27 protein-coding genes are annotated in these 26,992 nt (G+C 34.8%); 21 read left to right on the plus strand and 6 right to left on the minus strand.

The annotated features are described in order from the left end of the window. Positions 1-3 precede the first annotated feature (3 nt). The 12 genes from ACP3VS_RS04590 (at position 4) to ACP3VS_RS04645 (ending at position 12,929) form a co-directional block, all read left to right on the plus strand. Positions 4-1,428, plus strand: a complete 1,425-nt coding sequence (locus ACP3VS_RS04590; protein ID WP_200990579.1) for a hypothetical protein — start codon at positions 4-6, stop codon at positions 1,426-1,428. After that, positions 1,428-3,101, plus strand: a complete 1,674-nt coding sequence (locus ACP3VS_RS04595; protein ID WP_426388418.1) for a YcaO-like family protein — start codon at positions 1,428-1,430, stop codon at positions 3,099-3,101. Before ACP3VS_RS04590 ends, ACP3VS_RS04595 begins: the two co-directional genes overlap by 1 nt. Positions 3,102-3,120: 19 nt before the next feature. Further along, a complete protein-coding gene (locus tag ACP3VS_RS04600; RefSeq protein ID WP_200990578.1) occupies positions 3,121-4,287 on the plus strand; it encodes a hypothetical protein in 1,167 nt (388 codons plus the stop codon). Positions 4,288-4,298: 11 nt separating this feature from the next. Further along, entirely contained in the window at positions 4,299-5,132 is an 834-nt protein-coding gene (locus ACP3VS_RS04605; protein ID WP_207889337.1) for a thiopeptide-type bacteriocin biosynthesis protein, read from the plus strand. Between the two features lie 24 nt (positions 5,133-5,156). Beyond that, positions 5,157-5,888, plus strand: coding sequence for a SagB/ThcOx family dehydrogenase (locus ACP3VS_RS04610; protein ID WP_227256817.1), 732 nt, complete (start codon positions 5,157-5,159; stop codon positions 5,886-5,888). A 19-nt stretch (positions 5,889-5,907) separates the two neighbouring features. Then, the gene (locus tag ACP3VS_RS04615) at positions 5,908-6,750 is read left to right on the plus strand and encodes an ABC transporter permease (RefSeq protein ID WP_207889336.1); all 843 of its coding nucleotides are present in this window, start codon (positions 5,908-5,910) and stop codon (positions 6,748-6,750) included. Positions 6,751-6,907: 157 nt separating this feature from the next. Further along, complete coding sequence (locus ACP3VS_RS04620) at positions 6,908-7,498, plus strand: accessory gene regulator AgrB (RefSeq protein WP_012295519.1); 591 nt, start codon at positions 6,908-6,910, stop codon at positions 7,496-7,498. Positions 7,499-7,513: 15 nt separating this feature from the next. Next, positions 7,514-7,645, plus strand: coding sequence for a cyclic lactone autoinducer peptide (locus ACP3VS_RS04625; protein ID WP_012295518.1), 132 nt, complete (start codon positions 7,514-7,516; stop codon positions 7,643-7,645). A 109-nt stretch (positions 7,646-7,754) separates the two neighbouring features. After that, complete coding sequence (locus ACP3VS_RS04630) at positions 7,755-9,056, plus strand: sensor histidine kinase (RefSeq protein ID WP_036162271.1); 1,302 nt, start codon at positions 7,755-7,757, stop codon at positions 9,054-9,056. A 9-nt stretch (positions 9,057-9,065) separates the two neighbouring features. Beyond that, on the plus strand, positions 9,066-9,809 hold the full coding sequence (locus tag ACP3VS_RS04635) for a LytR/AlgR family response regulator transcription factor (RefSeq protein ID WP_197149797.1): 744 nt from the start codon (positions 9,066-9,068) through the stop codon (positions 9,807-9,809). A 334-nt stretch (positions 9,810-10,143) separates the two neighbouring features. Then, positions 10,144-12,096 (plus strand): LTA synthase family protein, encoded by a 1,953-nt coding sequence (locus ACP3VS_RS04640; protein ID WP_031419336.1) that lies wholly within the window; start codon positions 10,144-10,146, stop codon positions 12,094-12,096. Between the two features lie 317 nt (positions 12,097-12,413). Then, positions 12,414-12,929, plus strand: a complete 516-nt coding sequence (locus tag ACP3VS_RS04645; RefSeq protein ID WP_197149799.1) for a DinB family protein — start codon at positions 12,414-12,416, stop codon at positions 12,927-12,929. A 156-nt stretch (positions 12,930-13,085) separates the two neighbouring features. Here the strand turns inward: ACP3VS_RS04645 and ACP3VS_RS04650 are convergent, their stop codons facing one another. Further along, positions 13,086-13,550, minus strand: a complete 465-nt coding sequence (locus ACP3VS_RS04650; RefSeq protein ID WP_012295513.1) for a DinB family protein — start codon at positions 13,548-13,550, stop codon at positions 13,086-13,088. Between the two features lie 190 nt (positions 13,551-13,740). Here ACP3VS_RS04650 and ACP3VS_RS04655 point away from each other — a divergent pair, with 190 nt between their 5' ends. Next, the gene (locus ACP3VS_RS04655) at positions 13,741-14,169 is read left to right on the plus strand and encodes an NUDIX hydrolase (protein WP_099805931.1); all 429 of its coding nucleotides are present in this window, start codon (positions 13,741-13,743) and stop codon (positions 14,167-14,169) included. A gap of 68 nt (positions 14,170-14,237) precedes the next feature. Then, complete coding sequence (locus ACP3VS_RS04660; RefSeq protein WP_426388420.1) at positions 14,238-14,555, plus strand: hypothetical protein; 318 nt, start codon at positions 14,238-14,240, stop codon at positions 14,553-14,555. Positions 14,556-14,600: 45 nt separating this feature from the next. Here the strand turns inward: ACP3VS_RS04660 and ACP3VS_RS04665 are convergent, their stop codons facing one another. The 4 genes from ACP3VS_RS04665 to ACP3VS_RS04680 form a co-directional block, all read right to left on the minus strand. Then, complete coding sequence (locus ACP3VS_RS04665; protein WP_031419331.1) at positions 14,601-14,792, minus strand: hypothetical protein; 192 nt, start codon at positions 14,790-14,792, stop codon at positions 14,601-14,603. Between the two features lie 275 nt (positions 14,793-15,067). Then, positions 15,068-16,564 carry a serine hydrolase domain-containing protein gene (locus tag ACP3VS_RS04670; protein WP_031419330.1) on the minus strand — a complete coding sequence of 499 codons (1,497 nt, stop codon included), beginning with the start codon at positions 16,562-16,564 and terminating at the stop codon, positions 15,068-15,070. 169 nt (positions 16,565-16,733) lie between these two features. Then, positions 16,734-17,855 (minus strand): hypothetical protein, encoded by a 1,122-nt coding sequence (locus ACP3VS_RS04675; RefSeq protein ID WP_012295509.1) that lies wholly within the window; start codon positions 17,853-17,855, stop codon positions 16,734-16,736. Positions 17,856-18,137: 282 nt separating this feature from the next. Next, positions 18,138-19,145: a nucleoid-associated protein gene (locus ACP3VS_RS04680; protein ID WP_012295508.1), complete on the minus strand. Its 1,008-nt coding sequence runs from the start codon at positions 19,143-19,145 to the stop codon at positions 18,138-18,140. Positions 19,146-19,459: 314 nt separating this feature from the next. Between ACP3VS_RS04680 and ACP3VS_RS04685 the strand changes: the two genes are divergently transcribed. The 7 genes from ACP3VS_RS04685 (at position 19,460) to ACP3VS_RS04715 (ending at position 25,952) form a co-directional block, all read left to right on the plus strand. Continuing rightward, on the plus strand, positions 19,460-21,130 hold the full coding sequence (locus ACP3VS_RS04685; RefSeq protein ID WP_420029649.1) for a spore germination protein: 1,671 nt from the start codon (positions 19,460-19,462) through the stop codon (positions 21,128-21,130). Beyond that, a complete protein-coding gene (locus ACP3VS_RS04690) occupies positions 21,108-22,205 on the plus strand; it encodes a spore germination protein (RefSeq protein ID WP_426388421.1) in 1,098 nt (365 codons plus the stop codon). The genes ACP3VS_RS04685 and ACP3VS_RS04690 overlap by 23 nt, the downstream gene beginning before the upstream one ends. Further along, positions 22,202-23,392, plus strand: coding sequence for a Ger(x)C family spore germination protein (locus ACP3VS_RS04695; protein WP_281487005.1), 1,191 nt, complete (start codon positions 22,202-22,204; stop codon positions 23,390-23,392). The genes ACP3VS_RS04690 and ACP3VS_RS04695 overlap by 4 nt, the downstream gene beginning before the upstream one ends. Before the next feature lie 225 nt (positions 23,393-23,617). Continuing rightward, positions 23,618-24,034: a YugN family protein gene (locus tag ACP3VS_RS04700; RefSeq protein WP_031419325.1), complete on the plus strand. Its 417-nt coding sequence runs from the start codon at positions 23,618-23,620 to the stop codon at positions 24,032-24,034. 152 nt (positions 24,035-24,186) lie between these two features. Continuing rightward, positions 24,187-24,351, plus strand: coding sequence for a hypothetical protein (locus tag ACP3VS_RS04705; RefSeq protein WP_012295503.1), 165 nt, complete (start codon positions 24,187-24,189; stop codon positions 24,349-24,351). A 63-nt stretch (positions 24,352-24,414) separates the two neighbouring features. After that, positions 24,415-25,482 (plus strand): PQQ-dependent sugar dehydrogenase, encoded by a 1,068-nt coding sequence (locus ACP3VS_RS04710; protein ID WP_031419323.1) that lies wholly within the window; start codon positions 24,415-24,417, stop codon positions 25,480-25,482. A 50-nt stretch (positions 25,483-25,532) separates the two neighbouring features. Further along, the gene (locus ACP3VS_RS04715) at positions 25,533-25,952 is read left to right on the plus strand and encodes a universal stress protein (RefSeq protein WP_012295501.1); all 420 of its coding nucleotides are present in this window, start codon (positions 25,533-25,535) and stop codon (positions 25,950-25,952) included. A gap of 82 nt (positions 25,953-26,034) precedes the next feature. Here ACP3VS_RS04715 and ACP3VS_RS04720 read toward each other — a convergent pair whose 3' ends face one another. Beyond that, positions 26,035-26,892 carry a DUF6612 family protein gene (locus ACP3VS_RS04720; RefSeq protein WP_031419322.1) on the minus strand — a complete coding sequence of 286 codons (858 nt, stop codon included), beginning with the start codon at positions 26,890-26,892 and terminating at the stop codon, positions 26,035-26,037. Positions 26,893-26,992: the final 100 nt, after the last annotated feature.

The raw sequence follows: 26,992 nt of genomic DNA on the forward strand, positions 1-26,992 counted from the left end.
AATATGCTAATAAAGGCTCGAAGAAATATTCGTTATCATTATAATGAACCAGACTTATTTATATATGGGCCAAACGAACTAATAAAATTAAAACTAAGTGTTTCAGAATATGAAGATATCACTTCCTTGATTAGTAATGCCTATCAGGGAAGTGAAGAAACAGCACTTTTTGAAGAGTTTAGCCGCTACACAAAACTTATTCAATTTCTTATAAAAAAACATGTTTTTTATTTAATTGATCCGAAGGTCTATGATCTTCACAAAAGCAGCCTCTATTTACCATGGGTAGAAGAGCAATGTCTATCAGTAGAAAAAGGTTTGAGAGACATTGAGAAAGTTTATGTGAAAATTCCCACATCCTATTTTGGTGCAATTTGTCTCAGTGAATTATTGGCAGAAAATCATATTCAACATGAAATTGTAGAAGTTGAGAATATAGAAGTTTTTGCAGACGGGAAAACCGTTGTAAATTATTATATTGGGAAAAAAGAAGAGAGAATATGGATTACCACAAGAAAGCATACAAATTTTGAGTCCGTATCCGCTGAGGATATTTCAGAGAAACTTCTTGCAGGCTTCCTTTATTATGGCGTCATTATATCTATTGTTGCGGAAAGTGCCCCGGTATTCAATATTAATTCTCTTATGGAAGTTGAGAGGAAATTGGCGTTTGACGGAATTAAAAAGGTGGATTATCAAATTTCAGGACGAGCGCCTCAAGATGCTATCAAGAATTATAATTCACTTGAAAATTTTGTGAAAAAATATGATTCAAAGATAGTATCTTTTAATAAAAATAAAGAGTATTTTACTTACAACCAATCACCGTTGCAGATTATTACCGTGCAAACAGAAGACAAAGAAAATTATTACTTTGCAGATATTTCTTATGAAAGACTCGCACAGTTTCTCTCAGAGGCAGCATTTATCGAAATATTAAAAAATAGCTATTCAAAAGATCTTCTATTGAAGCAACAGGAAAAAGTTATCTATAGTACCCAACATAATAAAGCAGGGAAACTGTCCAGATTATATCTGAATGAGCTGGAAGAATCAGAGCTTATTATTAATTTAATGAATCAAGAAAAGCTATCTACTCATTTCTACCTTCAGGCATGTATTAGTGGGGGGTATTACTTGTATGCTGTAAATCATAATTCAGAAGCATTCATTTTTCAGCTACCCGTAAGAACAGCAGCCCAGTTGATAACAGTTTTACTGACTTGGATTAGTATGCATATGAATGCTGTATCCATTAAAGAATCATTCTTCCAATCCATAGACGTAAATGAGCTCCACTTAAAAGAAGGCAGCTCTTTCAATTGGGACATATCTCATCAACAAAATCTAGTAAGTGGACAGCAGACAACTGTGGGGAAAATTCTCAATGATCATGGTTTTGAATATGAACTTTTGGAGGTGGAGTGATGACCATACTAACAAACGTTGCTACGATTATTACAAACCAAAAGTATATTTTTGTACATTCATCCAAGAATGATTCATTCTTTTGCCTAAACTGCTTTAAGGAGCGAACAAAAGAACTGAAAAGCTACCAACAATATTTTGGTTGGCAAGAAGATGAGCCTAGCCACCTAGAAGCAGAAATAATTGCTACTCTCTTGCAAAAGCTTCAAACAAGTAGTGAACCGTACCTTTATGAAATAAATCGAGATACATTGGAAATTCAAGCGAAAGCAACTTTCAAGCGAGGAGATTGTCACTGTAATGAAGATACTGCTCCACATAAACCTCAGGAATTGGATACGATGTTCGATGCAAAGGATAATCGGCAATTGAGCTTTGAACAGGTAAGAGAGAAGATTGAAAGAAACAAAAAACTAATCTATGCGCATCCATCGTCGATCGTGAATGCATTGGCTCGTTCTGGGGATTCTTATGGTACACCAATGGTTCAGACAGAAGTATTGTACAAGGGGATTTCAATGCTTTCCTATGGTCGGACAGGGACGTATGAGAAGTCAAAATATATTTCTATTTTGGAATCGTTAGAGCGCTATGCTACAGCGTTTCCTTATAAAAAGCAAAAAAGGTCAATGCGAGAAAAGGATTCAGAAGTGATCGACCTAACGCTAAGTGAAGTAATGGCGCAATGCAATTATGGCAATCCAGAAAATTATTCAGAAGATCAGCCACTGAATTATGAGAAAGTTTGGGCATTGCATAGTGAAAAAGATGTTTTAATTCCCGAGCAGCTAATTTATTATAACTCTCATGTTGTTTCTGATGAAAAAAGATTTATTTATGAAAGTTCTAATGGCAGTGCTCTCGGTTCAACAGAAGCAGAAGCTAGCCTTCATGCGATGCTAGAACTGATAGAACGAGATGCCTTTTTAGCTACTTGGTATGGACAAATTCCACCTGTCAGAATTGATGAATCAAGCATTCATTCTAAAAAAATCCAAGCTTATTTGGAATCCCTAAAGCAAAAAAATATTCGTGTACATTTGTTTGATATATCTATGGAAGTGAAAATTCCGACTATCTGGGTCCTATTAGAAAAAAAGGAGCCTAGGGAAAATGAAATGGCCTTTTACACAGCTGCGGCAGCTTCCTTTGATTTGGAAGAGTCAATAGAACGAGCATTAATTGAAGCTACAACAGCGATTACTGTATTTACAAATGTATTTAATAACGAGGATTATCAGACAAGAAAGAGACAATTATTGATGAATCCTCAATCGGTTCACAAGTTGGAAGACCACTTGCTGCTTTACTCAAATAAGGAGATGAAGTATGCATTTTCGTTTGCATTAAATACAGAGATGGTGTCTTCCTATGAGCAATTGGAAACAGGATATACAGCATATCAAGGGAAATTTTCCGAGGTTGTTCGAACGCTTGAGAAGCAATTGGTCGATATTTCTGGTAAAGCGTATCGGGCTACGATGGAAAACCCGAATTTATTTTCTGCAGGATTTGTTAATGTGAAATATGTAGTGCCTGGCATGCTGACAATGACTTTTGGGCATCAAAATAGACGAGTTGTCAGTCAGCGAATTGAAAAGGCTATTCAATATAAGAAGAAAGGGAAGCTAGATAAAAACTGGATAGAGAAAACACCACATCCATTTCCATAATTGAACGGGAGGAATAAGGATGATTGATCAACAATATTTAGATCGATTCGGAGAGAATCGTTATAAGCAAACATTGTCTGTTGCACAAGTGGATGATGAACCGCTATTTAAAAATCATTTAGATGTGATTGACATGAAATTTTTGAAGGAGCTTGGTAAAAGTGATGGCTGGAGTTCCATTATTTACGATCTCTATTATTATTTAGAAATGATTCAGCGGATAGATTTTTTCAGCAAATACTATTTCCATTCTTTTTCTCCAAAGGCTAGAAATATAGATAGTCTCAAATTGGTATTCGTTCATAAAACGCATATGTTTGTATACAAAGCATTAACAGACAAAATTTATGTATATAACCAAGAGTATTTTAAAGGGTTGAATGCTGAAAGAGATTATCTAGTAATCGTAAATGACAATCGTCAGCTCCAAAAATTCTATGGTGAATTTTCTTTGATGCTAGGTTTATTGAATACGGGTCATTATCTTTATAATCTTGACTATGTTTTAAAGGGCCATCGAATTCGTCACCGAAAACTAACAACAGCTTCACTTGAAAAGGCTCGTGATTTTGTAACAATTCCGCTTGTACTGGAAATAGCTTTAGACCAAGAATATCATTTGAGTACAGTAGATATAAAAGAGCAACCGGAAACCGAATTTTTCAGGAGAAGAGTATCGGAGCAAAATATTAAAGGCGATTCAGTAGTAAAAAAGTTAATGTTAGCTACTACACATCATCAATTCCTAAAGGAATTCCTAGTAGCAGCACAGGACTATCCTGAAATAGGTTTGTGGACCTTTATAGATAATATTGCTGATCTCAAAAGTGGATTTTATCGGATTGGAGAAACATGTGAATTTATTCAACCGAAAGAAAAACTTATGTATAAGAAGATGTTGCAAGAATATCAAGATTTCACTAATTTGGAAGGCATGTATTATTGGATATTTTTTACCTTTGAGAAAACAAGACAAGATTATGATGACATTTTTTTAAGGATTGGTCATTTTGCACAACATTTATCTATTATTGCTGCGAAGTATGGAATGGCTGCTCGAGGGATTAAAAATTACAATGACAAAATAATAAAAGAGAAATTCAATTTAGAGAACAATGTACAGCTTGGCTACTCATTAAATCTTTTTAAGAGCTGGAATACAAGTCACAGTATATTTTTAAAATAAAGGAGAGCCTTATGTGGATATCTAAACATTTATTCATTCATGATTATGTGTTAATTGAAGAGTTTTTAAAAGAGTATTTGTTGCCATTTTTAGATAGAGAAAAGGTTCGATATTTTTTCATTCGTTATTGGGATGGTGGTCCCCACATCCGTTTGAGATACCAAACTGCACAAGATATAGCAGAGAAAGTTGATAAAGATTTGGAGCAAATATTAGAGAGCTTTCACCAAAAACATAAGAGCCATTCATTTCAAGCTATTTCCTATGATGAGGCGATTGTTCAGACAGAAGGTATTGTACCAACTGCTCCATATCCGAATTTTTCAATTCAGACGATTGAGTATGTACCAGAGCTAAACCGTTATGGGGGAGAGACAGCAATGGCGCTATCCGAAGAACTATTTGTCCACTCGTCAAAATTTGCTGGACAAATAATTCAAAACCTTAATCGAACTCAGCGTTATGTGTTAGCGATTGATCTCATGTACAACTGTACAAAAATTGCTCAAGAATTAGGGTATATCGAGAAGCATGAGACAATGTTTCATGCATATCGTGAAATATGGACGCAATTTTCTCAGAATAAGACCCCGGAGCATATATTCAAAGTGATTAACAACAGAATTGATCAATTGAAAAATGGCGAGCTTGCAATTGAATTCTATCAACCATATCTTAAGGTGTTCAAATCTTTGCTTGCTCAAATAAAGTTATGTCAAACAACAATGGAGCCAAAGTACGCCTTTTATATTGTCATTTCTCATCTCCATATGTTGAATAATCGATTAGGAGTATCTCCGGAATATGAATTCATTTTTTCAGATGCTTTTCTTAAAGCTGGATGATTTCTTAAAAAGGAGGACATTAATTTGTGGAATTTTAAAGGTGAGCGGAATATAGAGAAAAAATTCATGGATTATCATATGATGTCAATCAATGAACCTGAATTTACCAATACTCAAGTATATGCTCATAGACCGAGGGAATTACAGGCAAATGGACATTATCCGTTAATAGATTTAGAGTATACGATAGACGAAAATAATATATTTGAAAAAATTTTAGGGACAAGATATACGGCAAGGGAACCATTCAAAGCGAATGTCAAAGTCAATAAAAAGTTAATGGCGCAATTTACTCAATTGGCTATGATTGGTGGTGAAAAAGAAAATCGTACATACCCTTCTGGGGGGGCACAGTACTATGTTAACATTTATTTTTTATTCAATGAGCAATTGGTTGACATGGATTTGATAGAGCAGGGAAATATTATGCTACTGAATAGTGATACTCAAAAGCTATTAGTTAAACAGTACGTGTCGTGGGATGAAATTAGTAAAGCGTTTATCCAAAAGTATTTGGCTAATACCGCTCAGTTTGCTGTTGCTTTGAGCTGTGATATGTCTGGAATCTCTGGAAAGTATACAGATATCTCCTATAAACTAGTTCAACAGGAGGCTGGACATATTGGACAAAATATCCAATTAGTAGCGAATTACCTTGGATTGGAAAGTGTTCCCCTGGGTGGTTTTTATGATATTGAGCTATCAAAACTTTTGAGTGATCATCAAACATCCTTGTATGCATTTCTGATAGGATAGAAAGGAGCTGAGGTAGAATATGTATTGCTTAAAATTAAAATATCAAGTAAAAAAAATGAACGATTTCTTTATGATTCAGGATTGTATAACATTAGAGACAGTCATGGCCTTTAAAGTTAAAGATATTGAGTTTAATAAATTAAAAGAGATTATCTATCATGGAATAGATGAAACAACAGACTCTTCGGAGAATAAGCTTGGAAAACAGCTTTTGGAAAAGGACCCTACATTGTTTATCTCCTATGAAAAACAAAAATCCAGAGATCTTTTGAATCTAGTTAGGAGCTATACAGAATTTTTTACACCTTATTTCATTTCCACGGAAGCAATTGTTGAATACTTGATTTTTGCAGAAAAAATTATTGATACAGGGAAAATCTTTAACATTCAAGTCATATTGGAAGATAAATTCCCAAATGTTCAAGAGTTTCTGGAAAAATCGCCATTTGTACAAACTGTCTATGATGATAAGCCTCAGGACAATATTGATCTCCTAATTGGAACACAAAAGAAAATCGCAGAAATGAATCCAGTGGAGTCTTTTTCAAAGTATGTACTGGCATTGAGTTGTCAGGAAAAAAGTTTGGAGATTGGTCCATTAATTAATGCAACAAAGTTCGAAATTCCAAAATTTTCAATAGAAGGCGAGCAGAATGCAGCCATAATGCATCATGAAGAGTTATTGATATGTTTCTTCCTAGAAAGAATTCTATTTATTCAGTTATTTAATTTGTATAATAAAATGCGGCAAAATGAATTTTTCCCAACAAGAAACAAAGTCTGTATCAATCGTATGAATCTTCAAGGATACAGTGAAGCGGTTACGCTTTATCCCAAATATTTTGTAGAGTTTGTCGTATGATAAATTTCATGATTGTAAGGAAAATACTCGTAACTGTGTATTTTCCTCTTTTTTTTTTGCATATAAGTAATCAGAGTAGTAAGTTACTAAACATTTGAAAAAATGCTAGATAACAAAGCTATACTTTTATTGTAAAGACAAACAAGGAGGGGGAAAAATGGAAATACTGCTAAAAGGATTTAGGGAAGACGTGTTGGCAGAATATATGGTTAGGAAATTAAAAGCAAGACAAGATTTAACCAGAATTCAAGAACTGAAGTGTAAATTGGGTATTGAAGTCTGCCTCATTAATCTCGGGAAGGCCATTCCTGTTTATTTAACTGCATTTCTACTTCATTCAGTTTGGCTAACATTTATCTTTCACAGTGCTTATTTATTAGTACGGCTCTATGCTAGAGGTATTCATGCTAAAAAAAGCAGTACCTGCACGTTGATAAGCATTTTCCTTTTTGGAATACTACCGATCATCATACGAGATATTTCAATTTCAGAATCGATTTTCTGGATTGGCATTCTAGCTGTATATATCTGTCTTTATAAATATGCCCCTCAAGATACAGAAAAGAACCGTGTTAATGATAAAGCGTTGAGAGTAAAACTGAGAAATAGAGCCATTATTGGCTATTCGATTTGTGTAGCAGTAATGATTAGTACAAGCTCAGAAATAGTAATCAATCAAGTATTTTTTGGAAGTCTACTAGCTGTATTTTGTATTCTTCCGTTGACATATAAATTATTGAAAAAATAAGGGAGGAAGAAGAAAATGAAAAAAATCCAACATATGTTTGCAGAAGGTCTAACAAAGCTGTTTGTTGTAGTAGGAGGGTTGAGTGTTCATAATTTCTGTGTATTGTATTCCTTTGAACCAACAATTCCAGAAGAATTGAAGAAGTAATTTATGTGTGAAATGATAGATTTTCACTAAAAATTCTAAATTTTGCTAATTCCATTATCTATAGTATAATATTCATAATAGATGACTAAAGAGAGATGAGGATTAGTGAGTGATTCTATTAGCTATTGTTCAAGTTGCCATTCAGTGTATTTTAGTAGCTTTTGTCATAGGTAAACCTTTTTTTCGAAAGGAAACTATTTTTGCAGTCATATTGTTTAGTCTAATAATGGGTTGGCTATATCCATACCTGGATATTTTTGGTTCGCTCTTAATATTTGCGTTTGTTCTTGGTATGTTTAAGTATACATATCTAAAGTGGATACCTGCACTGTACTACGCATCAACAATAATGATTGGTATGATCCTCATTGATCATATAACTACTTTCATTTTGGGAAAAGTTTTAGATATTGATACAATCTCCTCAGAAACAAACGAACTCATTTTTTCAGCGGTATTACTTCATCAATTTATTACCCTCATCATTGGTATTATATTTATAAAGTTTTGGAAAAAAATCACTTTTAGAATTTTTGAAAAGGATGCAGAAGATAGGATTACAAAACGTATTTTAGCTTTCTTGGGTCTTTTTACGTATACAATTTATTTTACAATGATTGTTTATGTACGATTAACAGGAAATCAAAAAACGCTAGTATTGATGAATACGCTATACTTATTTATCTATTTCGTCATTTTTGCTGTTAGCTTGTCGTTCCTAGTATACACCTTCAGAAAGCAGTTAGAGATGAGGGAGAAGGAAATTGAGCTGAACAGTATACAAATGTACACGGAACAGCTAGAAAAAAACTATTATGAAATGCGAACTTTTCGCCATGATTACATCAATATCCTATCTTCTATGTCCGAATATATTAATAATCGTGATATGGATGCTTTAGAAAGCTATTTTAATGACAATATTATGCGTGTCAGTCAAGAGATTCGTGATAATGATTTTAAAATGAGGGGTTTGTCTGAAATTAAAATTCCAGAAGTAAAAGGTTTGGTTTCCTCCAAACTGATTACAGCACAAGAAAAGGGGATAGATGTGGTTTTTGAATGCCCTAACGAAATACATTATTTGAATATGGATAGTGTACTGTTGTGTCGCTGTATTGGAATTATTTTAGACAATGCCATTGAAGCAGCAGAAGAGATAGAGAAGGGTATGATACGAGTGGGGTTTGTAGAGCTCGAACAATCCGTGTCCTTTGTAGTTTGGAATACGTTTAGAGATACCGGTCATAAGCTTTTTCAATATTTCGAAGAAGGTTTCTCGACAAAAGGAGAAAATCGCGGATTGGGGCTGAACAGTCTGAAGAAGATGGTTGATCAAGAAAATATGACACAGTTGGATACAGTAATAGAGGATGGTTTTTTTAAACAGGAAATTGTAATTTTAAAGTGAGGGATTGAGATGATTGATGTTTTTATCTGCGAAGATCAAAAGGAACAAAGAGAAAGAATAGCCAGATATGTGTCAAATTATATAATGATTGAAAATCTGGATATGCAGCTGGTACTAACAACCGCAGATCCAGAAGAGATATTACACTATATTAATGAGAGTCAACGATCTGGTTTATATTTTCTTGATATCGACCTAAATCATGAGATGAATGGTATCACACTTGGCGCAGAAATCAGAAAAATTGATCCTATAGGTGATATTGTTTTTATCACAACACACTCAGAGCTTACTTATTTAAATTTCATTTATAAAGTAGCAGCGATGGATTTTATTATTAAGGATGATGTTGATTCTATACAGAGTAAAATTATAAGCTGTTTGAAGGTGACGAATGAAAGAAGGCAAGTGACGAACAAGGCATCCAATAAAAAATTCGTTCAAAAAATTGCTGATAAAATTATTAGTGTTAACTTTGATGAAATTATGTTTTTTGAGTCCTCTCCGTTACATAAAGTTGTTTTACATTTGGATAATCGTCAAGTGGAGTTTTATGGGAAACTGAAAGACGTAGAAAAAGAGTATGAAGGTTTCATACGTTGCCATAATTCTTTTGTAGTTAATATCGACAATATTCAGGAAGTGGATTTTAAGAGGAAAGAAATATTAATGAAAAATGGAGAAATTTGTTATGGGTCAGCACGAATGATAAAGGCTGTACAGAAAAAATTAGAAATCAATGTTTTCGAATAAAGGTTGCTTGGCCCTCTCTTAATGTAAAATAGATGAACTTAAAGAAATTAAAAAAGATACAGTTATTATTTAAAATCCGGTAAATGATAGTTAAAAAAACTAACATTTACTGGATATTTTTATGACAGCATTTGTGTTAATTAGTAATGATTATACGAATTGTCTATTGTGATACCTAACAACTTGACATAAGTCTAAATGGGGAGTACTATACATTGGTCGCGAAAAAAGCTATCGTGACCTAACATTATTTTAAATGCAACGTTAATACTTATAATCTCTAAGTTAATATACATCAAGATTCAATTCAATAAGTAAAAGGTAGGTGCAAGAAATGAGAAATCTAATAAGTAAAAAAGACGACCTATTGAACAACTTTTTTGGAATATATGTAGTAGCTGTTTTAATGTTATGGATTAAAACATATATATCGCAACAAACACAATTTGACTTAGGCGTAGAAGGAGTTATTCAACAATTTCTTTTACTATTAAATCCATTAGGCTCAGCAATGCTATTTCTAGGATTTTCATTTATCTTTAGAGGAAAACGAAAATATACATCACTCGTTGTAGTGTACATGCTGATGTCAATCCTTTTGTATGCTAATATTGTTTATTACCGATTTTTTAGTGATTTCATTACATTACCTACACTTTCTCAAACGCAGAACTTTGGTGATTTAGGTGGTAGTGTTCTTTCTTTATTAAAACCATATGATATCTTATTCTTTGTAGATGTATTCGTAATGTTTTATCTACGCTTCTCAAAAAGAATTCAAAAAGATACTACACGCTTTGGATATAAAAAAGCGATGACGGTCATTACATGTGCTTTAGCTATTTCAATTCTTAATTTAGGGCTAGCTGAGGCTAATCGTCCGCAGCTATTAACAAGAGGTTTTGATAGAAACTATATTGTGAAATATTTAGGGATGTATAACTATACGATTTATGATTCAGTCGAAACGATGAAAGCATCCTCACAAAGAGCTTTGGCGGATAGTAGTGATATTACAGAAGTGATTAACTATACTAAATCTAACTATGCAAAGCCAAATGCAAACTATTTTGGTAAAGCAAAAGGAATGAACGTTATTTATTTACATTTAGAATCATTCCAGAACTTTCTTATCGACTATAAATTAAACGGTGAAGAAGTTACACCATTTTTAAATTCATTAGCAAAAGATCAAAATACATTGTATTTTGATAATTTTTTCCATCAAACTGGGCAGGGTAAAACATCCGATGCAGAATTTATGCTAGAAAACTCTTTATTTGGGCTACCACAAGGTTCTGCTTATATTACAAAAGCACAAAATACGTACCAGGCAGCTCCTAGCATTTTAAAAGATTATGGTTATACATCGGCTGTATTCCATGGTAATAACGGAAGTTTCTGGAACAGAAATGTGATTTATAAATCCTTTGGCTTTGATAAATTCTATGATGCTAGTTATTATAATACGGGCACTTCAGGTGACATGGCTGAATATGGGTTATTGGATAAACCGTTCTTTGAACAATCGCAAAGTCTTTTAAGTTCTTTACCACAACCGTTTTATACAAAATTAATTACGGTTGGGAATCACTATCCATATAAAATGAATCAAGACCTAGTAACAATCGATAAAGCAAATACTGGAGATGCAAGTGTTGATAATTATTTCCAAACTGCTCGTTATGCAGATGAAGCAATCAAACAAGTTTTCCAACAATTAAAAGAATCTGGTTTATATGATCATTCGATGATTGTTCTTTATGGAGACCATTATGGTATTTCAGATAATCATAACGCTGCAATGAGCCAAGTAATTGGAAAAGATATTACACCATATGAAAGTGCTAATTTACAACGCGTTCCATTATTCATACATGTTCCAGGTATGGAGGGTGGAGCTAACCATACGTATGGTGGGCAAACAGACCTTCTTCCAACGCTATTACATTTACTTGGAATTGATTCGCAACAATTTGTTCAATTTGGCTCTGACCTTTTGTCAGAAGAGCATCATGAAATTGTGCCTTTTAGAAATGGCGATTTTGTCAGCCCTAAAATCTATTCAATCAATGAAAAATTTTATGATAATGAAACAGGTTTACCACTAGATGATAGTCAATTAGAGTCTGCGAGAACAATTAAGAATGAAGTAGATCTTAAATTGCAACTATCTGATAAAGTCGTGAATGGTGACTTATTGAGATTTTATAAGCCAACAGGCTATACGCCAGTTGATCCTTCCCAATTTAATTACTCCAAAGAAGACGATGTAGAATCGCATTAATAGTTAGCCTTTGCTAGGCAGGTTAAGAAAATGAGTAAGGTATCTAGGAGAGTATATAAAGTACTCTAATGATATCTTACCGTTAGCTTGACCTGTTTTTTATGTTTGGTGATTCAACACTAAGCAAACTATATCAGTTAAACCTTACAGCCATTACGGTTGTAAGGCTTTTTTTTGCAGAAAGGGGGCTGCAATTTTAATGAAACTAACGAGTATCAGCAGTAATAACCTAAAAAAATTCTGAGAAAATGGAGGGAAACTATCCATAAAGGAAGAAGTAGTAGAGGGCTATTATATTTTTTTAGAGGGGGATTATTTTGCAATTATTGTTTAAATATAATTGGATGGTAAGAGAAGATTGGTTCCGTTGGTGTGAAGAGTTGAGTGAAGAAGAACTTTTAGAAAATCGAACAGGTGGTATGGGAAATATACTACATACACTCTTCCATATAGTGGATGTAGAGTGGAGTTGGATACGCGTTTTACAAGGTAAAGAGGATTTTCAGGAGAATTTTGATGACTATAAAAGCCTTGAGAAAGTTCGAAAATTAACAGCTGAATTTCATTTAGAAGTAGAAAGTTTTGTAAACAAATGGGATGCTAGTATGGAAGAGCGTTTACTTCATCTTCCATTAGAGGATGGAAAAATTGAAACGCATACATGGGGTGAAATCATTCGTCATACCATTGCACATGAAATTCACCATATAGGACAATTATCAATTTGGTCTAGGGAAATTGGGAGAAAGCCAGTTTCTGCAAACCTAATTAGACGAGGTCTTTCTTCAGCATTTGTGGATTCAGTAGATGCACTCCAAGCAGACTCAAAATAAAAAGTCACTCAGTTGAGTGACAATTTCAAGATAATCTTTGAATGGATGAATTTCTAACAAAGAAAAGCAGACGAACCTCGCTCATTTGGGTGAGGTTTTTATAGAGTTTCGAACTTTTTTACAGAATGGCTTAGGCCAAAATCATCCATCAAATGTCTATCTTTTCATCTTACGAATATATGCTAATTGTCCAATATGGTAGGCATTATGTGTTGTGGCATTGGAAATGATAGCCCACCATTCCGCCTTCACTGGGTAACCATTTACAACAGATAGAAGTTGCTCCTCCTCAAGAAGCTCCTGCCACTGAAGTAGCGTTTTTAATAATTTATCCTTTAGCTCCAAAAAAGTCACCTTATCTCTCAATAGAAAAGTATCATGATTGCTTTGGACTTGTGGACTAGCTTGAACATGATTTTCAATGTATCTGATTTGCCAAGTTTCATTCCAATAAATGAGATGTTGGACAATTTCAGCAATACTATGACTGGTATTATCGGGTTTCCAAAATGCTTCTTCCTCAGATAGTCCTTCAACTGCCTCATGAAATGAAATATACCAGCTACGATCATTTGCATTTGCTAGAAGTTGGTCCAATAAAATGGTCTTAGCATCCATCATTCACATTCCATCTCCTTCCTATCATGCTTCTTACTAGTTTATCATTTTAATGAATGGCAAGGAAATTGTGCCAGATGAAATATGTAAATACGAGCTAAATTTGTACAAAACATTCTTTATTATCGTGAGTGCATTGATATAATAAAAAATGCACCTGTCGCACAGCTTGAAATGGGATTGGAGGAATCAGATGAAGAAAGAGCAAATTATAGCAAAAGCTATTTGTATATTTAGGAAAGAAGATGCAATACTTGTCTCTGAAGGCTTTGATGAAGTAAAGGAGACATTTTATTATCGACCAATTGGTGGGAAAATTGAATATGGTGAGACGAGTTCAAAGGCAATAAGGCGAGAAATATTGGAGGAAATCGAGGCGAGTATTACTAACCTAAAGCATGTAGGTACAATTGAAAATATATTTACATATAATGGTGATAATGGACATGAAGTAGTGTTTGTTTATGAAGCGGATTTTATTGAAATGTCCTTTTATGAAAATGCTTCTTTTTTTGGGGAAGAAGATAATGGCACACGCTTCAAATTGCTTTGGAAGCCCATTAGTGACTTCTCAAATAATAAATTAGTATTAGTTCCAAATGGATTATTTGAATTGCTCTAGCTTTACATAATGACTTGTAAAATCTAATGTAATGATCTTATGATGGCTAAGTTTAGTGAGGTGAGGATATGAGTAAAACAAGAATTTTTGTGATGTTCGTCTTATTTGCTTTTGTAGCCTTATTTGTAGCAGGTGTTTATTCTCTTAATAATGTACAAGTTGAAAGCACCTATCTTCTTGACGAACAAAACATTATGGAAAAAAATGGTCAATACTATTTGTTAATTGATGACCGAGAGTTGACTTTATCAAAGAAGTTTTACGAAAAAATACAATTAGAAAAGTACAATGAATATAAAATTAATTATGTATATAATCGTTTGGTCAATAATGATGGTGAAATCGTGAAGCTTAAAAGATATGGTGAACAGCCATGGGGGAAATAACGAAACACTTTGAATGTTCAACATTAATTTTACAGGGTAAGGAATTCACGGATATTCAAATACATCTGCAATTAATCTACCTATACCTCTAAGCAACCAAAATACTAATCTGAATGGGACTAGAAAGAGCTCTGGTAACCAAAAAAGCACATCAAGTAATAATTCAAATAGGGAGTAATTATTATTTACTTTCCTTTTTGTCGTTTTTCTTTTCTTACTTTGCCACCATTCCTTCATCAAACAACCTCGTTTTCTAAAAATAGTCGAATTTAAATAAATTTACGTGCTAGCTTTGATTTAGTTTCATTTTTGGAACGTTTGCCTTTGTATTCACAAGTGTCATAGCCAGTTACTCACTATTCGAGTAACTGGCTATATGAATAAGCTATAAAAGGAAGTTGAGTTAAAACTTGTTCTCGTTTAGAGTAGCCTATGTAGAAAATCCTATTAAATTCATCTTAAAAAGAGTCGGGCATCCTGATTATCTACATACTAAAACATTCCATAGACAATTAATCTAGCGCTTTCCTTTTTGTCATAATGAGTATAATCCCCCATGTTAAATATAGAATACAAGCCCATATAGTGCTATACAATAATACCGATATAGAGGTCGGTGCCCACACCTTAATAAATGCCCAATTTAAACCGCCAAGTAAAACTTCTGGTGCCAGAAAAATTGCGATTAACATGCTGGCAACAAGCATTGAATGGAGAGTTAATAATAGTATTCTCTTGGAAGCAAGCTTTGTCAATTGGCGTTGTTTTTTATAAATGCTTGAGGTCATTTTGATTACAAAATAGCAAAAGATTAGACTGATTCCTATAATAATGATACTTATAATCGTGGCGATTTTATCCAACTTTTGATAGCTGTTAGTATGTAGAGGAGTTGTTGTTTTACCTTCCCACAAATCCATAATCCCTTGTCCAATAGCAGTTGTCGAGCTTGTATTCATATTGGCTAAGATGGCTACCCCTATTTGCTCATCGGGCTGCATGATGAAATACGATGTAAAGGTTGGATTTTCTCCAGCATGGTAAATGTATGGCTTGTTTTCTTTTTCAACCACTGCCCAACCGGTAGCATAATAAGTATTTGTATCAAAAGGTTCTACCGTTTGGTCAGGGTTATGTGATTCTTTAATGGTTGTAGCATCAATTGAATAAATTTCACTATTGCCTAACTGTAATTTCAACCATTTTGCGATATCATTTGCGTTACTGATAATATAGCCAGCAGGGATATTTCCACGGTAAATAGGTGGTGTAAAAGGTAACTCTCTCATAAGTCCTATTTTATAACCAGAAGCCATATGAGGGAATGCTACTTGATGAATTCCTACAAACGATTGATACATACCAATAGGTTGTAAAATCTTCTGTTTGACATATTGATCATAGGGCAGCTTAGTTACTTGCTCTATGATTAGTCCTAACACATCATAATTAATAGTTGCATACTCAAAAGAACTTCCTGGTTTTCTATTTAATGTTTGATCTAGTAATGTTTTGACCGTTAATTCAAGGGCGTTTTTGGCTGTGCTTTCTGGAATTTGAACAATTGAATTAGAAGGAATTCCACTTGTATGCGACAGTAACTGCTGAATTGTTATGATTTCCTTTTTTCCATTATAGGTCAATGTTAACCATGGGATATACGTTTGAATATCATCCGAACGCTTTAGTAACCCTTGTTTTTCCAATTGAAGAATGGCAAGGCCTGTAAAGGCTTTAGATGTGGAGCCTAGCTCAAAAAGAGTATCTGAAGTGACGGGTGTTTTTGTTTTTATATTTGCATACCCAAATCCCTTTTGATATACGGTTACCCCCTTATCGACAATAGTGACAGAAAGGCCGGGGATTTTACTAATGGCTTGTTGCTCCTCAATAAAGAGTTCAATGTTACGAATTTTGTCATCAGATGCTGCATGCGCAAATTCTGGTAGCATTGTACAACATACTAGCATTACAGTCATCATCACAGTTTTTTTAATAAATTGTGTCATGCTCATTTCTCCTTAACTTATAAATTACTTGTTTCAACAACGATTACTATAACAAGCAAATTATGGTCAAACCATCGATTCACATGACTATTCAATGGAGTACATGACAATTTTGTCATGTACTAGAAAAGGGCTACTCCTTATAGTGAATAGGAGAGCCCCAAAAACATTATTTTGTTTGTTCTGGAAGTAAATCGTTACCGTGAATGATTAACTTCGATGCTGAGATTAGAATGTCTCTATTTGCCGAATAATAGGGATCTAAAATTTGATAGAAGGCTTCCCATTGGGCAGCAGCCTTTTCATCTTCACCTTTTTGATCTAAGGCATTTGCTTCCTCATAGAGCTGTTTTAATTTTGTGTAATCCGATTCGCTAATGTCAAATTCGATATCTGACATATATTCTTCAAAGGAAACAGGTTTGTAATATGAATTAATTATTTCATAGAATTGATCCCATAACTTGATTGAGAGCTCTTCGTTTTTATCTTTATCTGCTTTTTGAGCTTCCTCATAGAACGCCTTAAGCTTTACGAGATCCTCTTTTGTTATGTCTAAGTCCATATCAGCCATATATTGTTCAAAAGTTAGTGGAGGATATAGCTCTTGGAAGTATGGCTCTAAAATAGTAAAGATTTTATCTATTTTTTCTCCTGCCTCATCTGTTTTATCTTCTTTAGTGAATTTTACCCAGTCATTATAAAGTGCTTTAAGCTGTTCTTTATCTTGTTTTTTGATGACTATGTTTTGCTCAGAAAATGCAGCTTCGTTAATAAAATCTTCAAAAGGCTCAGGCTGCCAATTTGCTAATTCATAAGGTCTTGTAATGTTATTCATGGCCTGATAAACTCGATCCATTTCTTCATAATTCTCTTCTTTTTCTGCTTTTTTCATGTCAGTAAAGAGTTTTTCTAATTGAACTAACTCTTCTTTTGTGACTTCTTTAGGTAAGCTTTTTTTATACACATCAAAAGTATAGAAATCTGAATAATCTTCTACAATGCTTCCTTCAACAGCGATTTCCTGTCCTTCCACTAGCTTCAATTTTTCGATTTGCTTGTCAGAGAATTTGTGTAAGCCAATAAAATAATTTTTGCCGTCAGACCCTTTAATTGAGATGCCATCGCCATCAAAGTACTTAATAGTACCTTTTATTTTTTGTTCTACTTGTATAGTGACTTGTTTAGTTGTATCTACTGAAGTTGCACCAGCTTGAAGCGGGGTCATTACGGCCATTCCTAGTGTTAATGCGGAAGCTAAAATCCATGTTTTCTTAAACGGTTTTTTCATCTTTATTCATTCTCCTTTAGGTTAACTTCTGTTACCAATTATTAGACGTTTTACCAAACAAAAAAGTTTTATCTTTTTAAGAAAAATTTGAAAAGAAATAGTGTTTTTTTTAAGACAAAAGAGCAACTCCTAAAATGGGAATGTCTCTTTTACAAAAAAATAAAAGCGTTGATTTTCACTACAGCGGTCGAGCTGTAGCACTCTAAAAAGATAAAAACCATCGAGCGTGAACTTTTCGATGGTTTTGGTCAATAATTTGAGGCATTTTTAAGTGAGCCTCCTTTATATTTCATCCTGGAAATAAATCTTATAAAATTTTCGATTTGTTGCCTCATCATAGCCAACTTCAATCAGTTCGTCTATTTGATCGATATGCTGAATATTGACTTGAATTTCAATATTGGAATCAAGCTTTATTTTACGTTTGTATTTTTTTTCAGCTTTTTCTAGTGCACTGTCAGAAATAACTGTTTCATAAGGTTTGACTGCATTGACGAGGATATCTTTTTGGGTAGCATCCGCTTGATCAAATACGGTTTCGATGTAATGGTCCACTTGAAACTCATCTTCGTTTCTAAAGTAGTCCAATGTTTTATTTAAAAAGCCTAGCTTCTCTGTGTTCGAATAATTCTCTTCTTTTAAAATATACTTTTTGCATTCATTTAGCGCTAAATCTGTATTGTGATAATGTTCATCGGCTGCTTTAATGTTTAAAAATCGTTCCTGCCAGTATACGATATCCTCTTTTCGCTTCGTTTTTATAAAAACAACAGGGGGTTTCTCTTCCCCCATATCTACAATGATGGCCATATTATTAATTTTTTTCACGTTTATGCCATCAACACCATGAATGATCATCTTATTATTGTCATTTTTGACATCTAAAAACATCTCTTTTTCATCAATTTTGACAATGGCAATGACCTTTTTAACTTCATTTAATAGAAAGCAATTTTCAAACAAGCCAATAAATAGCTCTCCGCTTTTAATATTTGGGTGCTGGGATACACTGTGTAAGTGCTTCGCCATATTTTGAGATTGTTCAAGAAAGCTACTGTCCTGTTCGAATATTTTTTTTGAATAGGTAAAAACTTCATTAAGCGCAATATCTGTTTCATGGAAAAATTCATATTGCTGCTCAAGCTCTACTTTACTAAATGCAAGCTGTGTAAAGGCTGCTTCTAGCATGAGCTCTGGCTGTATATAATCCTCTTCTCCTAAAATTAGTGTCGTCTCGCTCAAAAAATGGATACTATAGTGAGCTAATTTACTTTCATTAACTTCTAACATTTATTTCACCTTCTAATTTTTCATAGTAGCTAGTATACCATATCTTATTTTCTAAATTTCAATGATTAGAAATAATAAAACGGGATGTAAGGACTTGGAAATTCATGGATTAGAAAACAAAAAATATACCCCAATGTCAGCACTCAGGCATATTGAGGCTGATTTTTTGTCATGGGAGGATGTTGATGTTTAGAAGTTTAAAATAGGACTGCTTAGATAAAAATATGTAGTAATTAATTCCTTGTGGATTGGTAAAGAGGGTGATCATCATGTGGGAAAGGGTAATATCCTATATACCACAATGGCAAGTTTTTATGCAGGGTTTTTTAGCATTCGTTATTCCATTTTTGATTTTCAAATTATTTAATGGTTTAATACTTGAAAAAAAGAATAATGGCAAGATCGACATGAAAGAATACACGAATCAAAAGGAAGTAGATCAGCCATCTAGCCAAGAAACAGTTGCCTCACTAACGGGTGATTTTATCAAAGATTTTGAACGAATAAAACAAGAACTTGGGCATAATTGGGATGCCCACTTTAGAGAATTTCACATAGGAAATACTCATATTCGTGCGGCTATTGTTTATCTTGAAGGTCTAGCAGATAAAGGGCAAATCGAAGAGCATATTTTGACTTCGATGATGGAGCGTTTTTCGGACACATCCGCCACTGCTTTAACAGAAAACGGCAACATGCAGAACCTCATGAAAAATAATATACCTATCGGGGATGTACTAGAAGAATCAACGATGCAAGGAATAGTAAGTAAGGTATTAATAGGTTATACAGCTTTATTTGTAGATGGTATGCCTAATGCTTTATTACTTTGTACGATAAATGGCAAGACGCGTAATATAGAGGAGCCTATTTCAGAAGCGGTTGTTAGAGGGCCAAGGGTAGGCTTTACAGAAAGATTAAGTGACAATACAGCTCTTCTAAGACAGCAAGGTGAAAATCAGCAATTATCTATCATTCAGATGAAAGTGGGGAAGAGGGTAAAAAAAGAGTTAGTCATTGCCTATATGGATGAGATAGTGGATCCGGAGTTGGTGGATGAAGTAAAAAATCGGATACAAACAATCGACCTTGATAACCTATTAGAATCGGGCTATATAGAGCAGTTAATTGAAGATAATTTTCTGAGCCCTTTTACACAAGTGCAGAACACGGAGCGTCCTGATCGAGTATATGGGGCATTAATGGAGGGGCGGGTTGCCATTATATTAGATGGCACACCATTTGCTTTAATTGTACCAGTTACAATTAATATGCTACTACAATCTCCGGAAGATTATTATGAACGCTGGTTTGCAAGTTCGCTCATTCGGCTTCTACGATACTTGGCTGCTGCGATAACACTTTTTGGTCCATCCATGTATATTGCTTTTGTGTCGTTCCATCAGGGATTAATCCCAACTAAGCTAGCACTGTCCATGATGTCCACAAGGGAAGGAGTTCCATTTCCAGCGTTAATCGAGGCGCTTATTATGGAGGTAGCCATCGAAATTTTACGAGAAGCTGGACTTCGTTTGCCCAAGCCGATCGGTCCCACAATGGGTATCGTCGGGGGTCTTGTTATTGGAGAAGCAGCTGTACAGGCTGGAATTGTAAGTCCGATTATGGTTATCGTCGTTGCTTTAACCGCTATTTCGTCCTTTGCTATCCCTCAATATAACGCAGGGATTACATTACGAATGCTACGATTTGTTGCTATGTTTTTTGCTGCCATATTTGGTCTTTACGGGGTCATTCTATTTTTCCTTTTCCTGGGCAGTCATTTAGTAAAGCTGAAGAGTTTTGGTGTTCCTTATGTTAGTCCGACTGTCCCATATAGAGCAGGGGATTGGAAAGATTTTATGGTACGTATGCCATTAATGATGATGAAACGCCGACCAAAATTATTACAGCCAAAAGATTCTGTTCGTAAAGGGGAAATACGAGGAAAGGAAAGCAGTAGCCATGATTACCAGTCCAAAAGATAACATTACGACGTCCCAAACAATGGTCATTATTATTAATTATATTCTTGCAACTGGCATCCTCACCTTGCCTCGTGCCTCGGTAGAGAAGGTAAAAACGCCAGATGTTTGGATTAGTGTTTTTTTAGGTGGTCTTATCGCCATGATTGCTGGAGTGATTATCGTCAAGCTAAGTCAACAATATCCAGACAAGACATTTTATCAATACAATCAAGATATTGTTGGAAAATGGCTAGGATGGTTGATTAGTGCACTTGTCATTACTTATTTCTTTACGATTTCTGCTTTTGAGGTTCGAATAATGGCTGAAGTAACCTCCCTCTTTTTATTGGAGGGAACACCCACATGGGCTATTATTCTACCTTTCTTATGGGTGGGGCTCTATTTGGTGAGTGGTGGAATTAATTCGATCGGTCGTTTATTCGAAATTATATTTCCCATTACCTTTGTGATTTTCTTACTTGTCGCTTTTTTAAGCTTAGGAATCTTTGAAATCGATAATCTTCGACCAGTTTTAGGGCTGGGAGTCGTTCCGATGCTGAAAGGAATAAAAACGGCAACATTAGCGTTTCTAGGTCCTGAGATTATGTTGCTCTTAGTGGCATTTATGTACCCATCTGATAAAAAGAAAGCAGTCAAAGTCGTCTTAGTGGGCATAGCGATTCCATTACTTTTTTATGTTATTACTGTTGTAATGGTGATTGGCGCTCTTTCCATCGAAGGGGTCATGACAAGAACATGGCCAACAATCGAACTCATGCGGAGTTTTGAAATTCCAGGATTAATTTTCGAACGCTTTGAATCATTTTTACTTGTTATATGGATTATGCAAATTTTCGCCACCTTTACCATTACCTATTATGCTGCCGCTCTAGGGTTAGCTCAGCTTTTTAAAAAAAGTATGCACCCTTTTCTATATGGATTATTACCGATTATTTATATTATCGCGATGACACCCAAAAATATAAATGACCTTTTTAAATTTGGCGATAAGCTCGGTCATGCTGCTTTATTTTTATTTGGTGCACTACCCGTAACCTTACTCCTTATATCAAAATTGAAGGGCGATAAAACATGAAGAAACTCTATCCATTTTTACGTATTTCTCTAGTAATGATTGTATCTCTCCTACTTACTGGTTGCTGGAGTAGTAAAGAGATTGAGGATTTAGGATTGATTGTTGGTACCTCATTAGATTTAGCAACAGAAGAGGCTACCACTGAGGAACAAAAAGAGGCTAAATATGCTAATAGAACGTTACTCACCGTTACGAATCAAATGGTCACTTCTGAGACAACTGTTACAGGAATGAAAGATGGAACATTACGAGAAAAGGCATATAAAAATGTTTCTGAAACAGGGGATGTTGTTTTGCCTACATTACGAAATATGCTATTAAAGTCTGACAAACATTCATTCGCGGAGCATTCCAAGGTTACCATTATTGGCGAAGAACTTGCCAGCACCATTAACCTGCAACAGCTGTTGGACTTTTTTCTAAGAGAGCTGGAGATACGGCCAAGCGGATTGCTTCTTATTGCTCAGGGGCGGGCAAGTGAGACACTTGAAACAAATGAACCAACGAAAATTCCTGCCTTTCAATTGGTAGAGATGATGGAGGGGAATGAAAGAACAACCAAAATTTTGCCACCTATGACCATTGCAAAATTAGAGGGGAAATTATATTCTGATTCAAGCTTTTTATTACAAAACGTCGTTTCAGAAGATGGAGAAGTAAAATTTGTAGGTGCTGCTGTCATTGATGGGAAAACTAAAAAACTTCGAGGCTTTCTGGATGAAAACGACTTAGGGGGCATTGCATGGATCACGGGGAAAGGGGAAGGGGGGTTAGTGAAGGGGTTTGATAAAGAATCGGATTCACCTATCGTTTATGAAATAATGTCTATGAAAAGTAAAATCATACCAAAAATAGATGATGATCGTATTTCATTTACAGTGAACATTCAATCGGAAGGAAGAATTGCTGAACATTGGGTACTGTCAGACAAAGCATTTAATAATAAATTTTTAAAAAAAGCAGAGAAAACAATTGAGGAAGAAATTCAACGATTAGTGATGAAAACGTCGGAAAAGCTGCAACAGGAATATCAAACAGATGTTGCAGGATTCGGCAATAAATTAAGAATAAAGTATCCAAAAGAGTGGGAAAAGATAAAAAAGGATTGGGATAAAATATTTAGTGAAGCAGCTATAAAATGTGAAGTTTCCATAACCATCAAGGATTATGGAACGTCAGGTGATTAACGTATTAATCACCTTTTTATTTATTTCTATATATTGGAATTATAGGGAGGATTATAATATTCAATAATGTCTTTGAAAGACTGGTGCCAACTGCCGCAAAGCTGTTACAGAATATGTAGAAGCCGCTAAATATGTTTTAAATTGAACAATCTGAGTTCCTTTAAATAGTTTGTAATTCCTCTTTTTAGGATAGACTTTTATCAAGTGAAAGGAGGAGGTTTCAACATGCTACAGTTTGATTCAAAAATAGTTGGAAAAGAGATAGGCTATGGTTATTTGCGAGATCATATTATTCATCGCGGTTTTACAATTGGTGGGAATTGGGAGTATCATAAAGGGAGCTTCGACGCGGTACTATGGAGAGGCGGCGGCGAAACAATATATTTACGCGTGCCCTTTATCGTAACAGCAGGGGAATTAGACAATGAAGATGCCCAAATTCGATTTCAAAAGCCGTTTGTCATTAAACATGTTGCTAACGTTGGTTTAGATTATGATGAAGGTTCTCTACTGGATGCTACAGGTGCTAGCCAGTTCCAGACACCGCTTGATAAGGATGGGCATATTCATGATAAAAGTAGATGGATTCAGGCGGGTGAACAAGTTGTAGAAGAAAAAGTACTGCCTTTTTTTATCAACTAATTAGATAAATATGTATATTCTTTCGAGCGTTCTTATGTCTTTTATCCTTCCATTTTTGGGAACTTATAATCAAAAATAGAAAATAGAATTGTCGTAAGAATTTACCAACCTTATAATAGTGGTAGCAGACAACTACTATAAGAGGTGAGTTTATGGATAAAATAGCTATAGATGACTTTTATTATTCCTATCTAAAATTACGACAAGAACGACTCATCCATCGAAAAGAAGCTTATCTTAAAGTGCTAGAGCACACAAAAACATTTGGTGAAATAATTATGTTCGAAAGTATAAAAGTAAGTAAAAGAGACGTCTAGGGCGACGTCTTTTTCTATTTCAAAAAATAGTATTATTTTTATGACAGAAAAGGAGGAAACAAAATGAGGCGAATGATTCCGTTTTTACTGCTAGTCATTTTTCTATGTTTGGGCTGTACATCTACAGAGGGGAAGGATGAACGGAAGGTCATACAAGAGGAACCCTTAAAAGTCACTCCAAACGTTGAAGTAATAGCAGAGCAATTACATACACCATGGTCTATTGAAAAGAGTGATACAGCGTTATATGTAGCAGAAAGACCAGGGAATATTGTGAAGATTACGGAAGATGTAGTTGAAAGACAACAGGTTTTATTAAAGAAGGATTTGTCGTCAGCTCCAGAAGCAGGTCTCCTAGGATTTGTGTTAGCTCCTGATTTTACAACAACATATATTGCTTATGCGTACTATACGTATGAAGAGGAATCAGCGCAATTTAATCGGGTTGTGACATTAACGTTAATCGATAATAAGTGGCAGGAAACGGATCTCCTAATTGATCGAATACAGAGTGGTACATATCATCATGGTGGACGTTTAAAAATAGGTCCCGATAGCAAATTGTATGTTACTGTGGGCGATGCCACCCAGCCATCATTAGCACAGGATTTAGATGCGTTGGAAGGAAAAATTTTACGTCTCAATTTGGACGGTTCCATACCGAATGACAATCCCTTTCCTCGTTCTTATGTGTATAGCTATGGGCATCGAAATCCGCAGGGATTAGCATGGGCAACGGATGGTACGATGTACGCAAGCGAACATGGCAATGCAGCAAATGACGAAATCAACGTGATTGAAAAAGGGAAGAATTATGGTTGGCCGCTCATGGAGGGAACAGACAAACAGCAACGAATGGTTACACCTCTATTTACTTCAGGCCCATCAAAAACGTGGGCACCCTCTGGCATAACCGTAGTGAATGATCGATTATATGTTGCGGCACTAAGGGGGACAGCGGTGCTAACATTTGATATGAGCAAGCATAAACAAGATGTACTATTATCAGATTTCGGAAGAATACGAGATGTCTTTATGGATGATAGCTATTTGTACTTTATCAGCAATAATACGGATGGACGTGGCAATCCACAACCCGATGACGATAAACTATACAGAACACCGTTATGATATAATATTTGTGAAAACATGGAATGCCATGTTGAAGGGAGAGGACTAATATGGCTAATTATCTAAAAATCGCAGTAGCAATTGATTTCTCAGAACAATCATTGAAGGCTTTAGAAAGAGCGAGTCAATTAGCGATGCAACACAATGCTACTTTGCAACTAGTGAATGTGATTGATACAAAATCTTTTGGTGCGGTGTCAGCCTATGATTTAAAATATGCAGAGGAATTGAAGAAAGAAAACAAGAGCAAAATGGCAAGCTTGGAAGAGCAAGTGGTTCAGACCGGTGTTCAAAGCGTAGAGTCAGTTGTAGAAACGGGTTCGCCAAAGGGGATTTTGACACAGCTTACGAATGTTGATTTGATTGTATGTGGAGCAACAGGGTTAAATCGAATGGAAAAAATGATGCTAGGGTCTGTAGCAGAAAAAGTAGTACGTCATGCTCATTGTGATGTATTAATCGTTCGATAATTTTACGGAAATCTTCGTCATATTTATATGGATAATAACACAACAAACCTGCTTGTCATCTATATACAAGCAGGTTTGTTTTTTATTCGATTGTTTGTGCGTTATCTACTATGTTTTGAGGAATATCAATTGTTTTAAGGTGATTGAAATCAGTATAAGTAACGACTGATTTTGTATTCATTAACAATTCATCACCTTCTACTGCCATTTTCAAATCAAAATTCATATCCATTTTGTTTGTATCGAAAGTCTTTTTATCGATGTGTAGCACATAGTTGATTTTTTCAATTGTTAGTTGATCCATAGGGTTTTCTTCTAATCCCATATCCTGCATTGATTTATTAATCTCAGAATCAATTAGCTCTTTAAATTTATCACCTTTTGCTTCTAATGTAAGGACGTATTCTTTATCAGTTTGTTCAAATGTAAAATCTTTGATGAACTTTTTAAGTTGTTCTAACTGTTCCTTTGCATCAGCAGAAGCAGCCGTTTGATCTAAAATAGCATCAAAATTCTCATCAGGAAGTTTTAACCAACTGTCTGTAGTCACATCTTTCATGAAAAGGCCAGCGTCTTTTTTCATATACATTTCAATAGGCATGTCCGTTGTTTCTTGGCCTTCACTCATCATATCTGGCATTGACATTGAGCCTGATAAATGCATAGCAAGTGGATCAACGATAATGTCCATTTCCATTTTAGAGTTGATAGAGAATTCCATAGCCTCTTCGCCAGCTCCAACCTTTGTTACCTGTGTCATGTCCATATTAGCACTAGCACTTTTAATATCAGCCTGGCGATCCACTGCTTTGTCATACACTTGTTCTAAAGTGAGTTTGCTTTTTTCGGTTGTGTCTTTCGTAGGTGTGGCACTTGAATTACAAGCAGCAAGCGTTAATGCTAGTGTTCCAACTGCTAATACTTTAAAAATCTTCTTCATTACTTTCATCTCCTATTCTTGGTAAAAAACACTATCTACTAGTATACGCCCAAGAAAAGGAAAAGTTTCGTTATTTTATAAAATGAATCTAATTCCTTAG

It is taken from the genome of Lysinibacillus sp. VIII_CA, from assembly GCF_049943995.1.
Lineage (GTDB): Bacteria > Bacillota > Bacilli > Bacillales_A > Planococcaceae > Lysinibacillus > Lysinibacillus pinottii.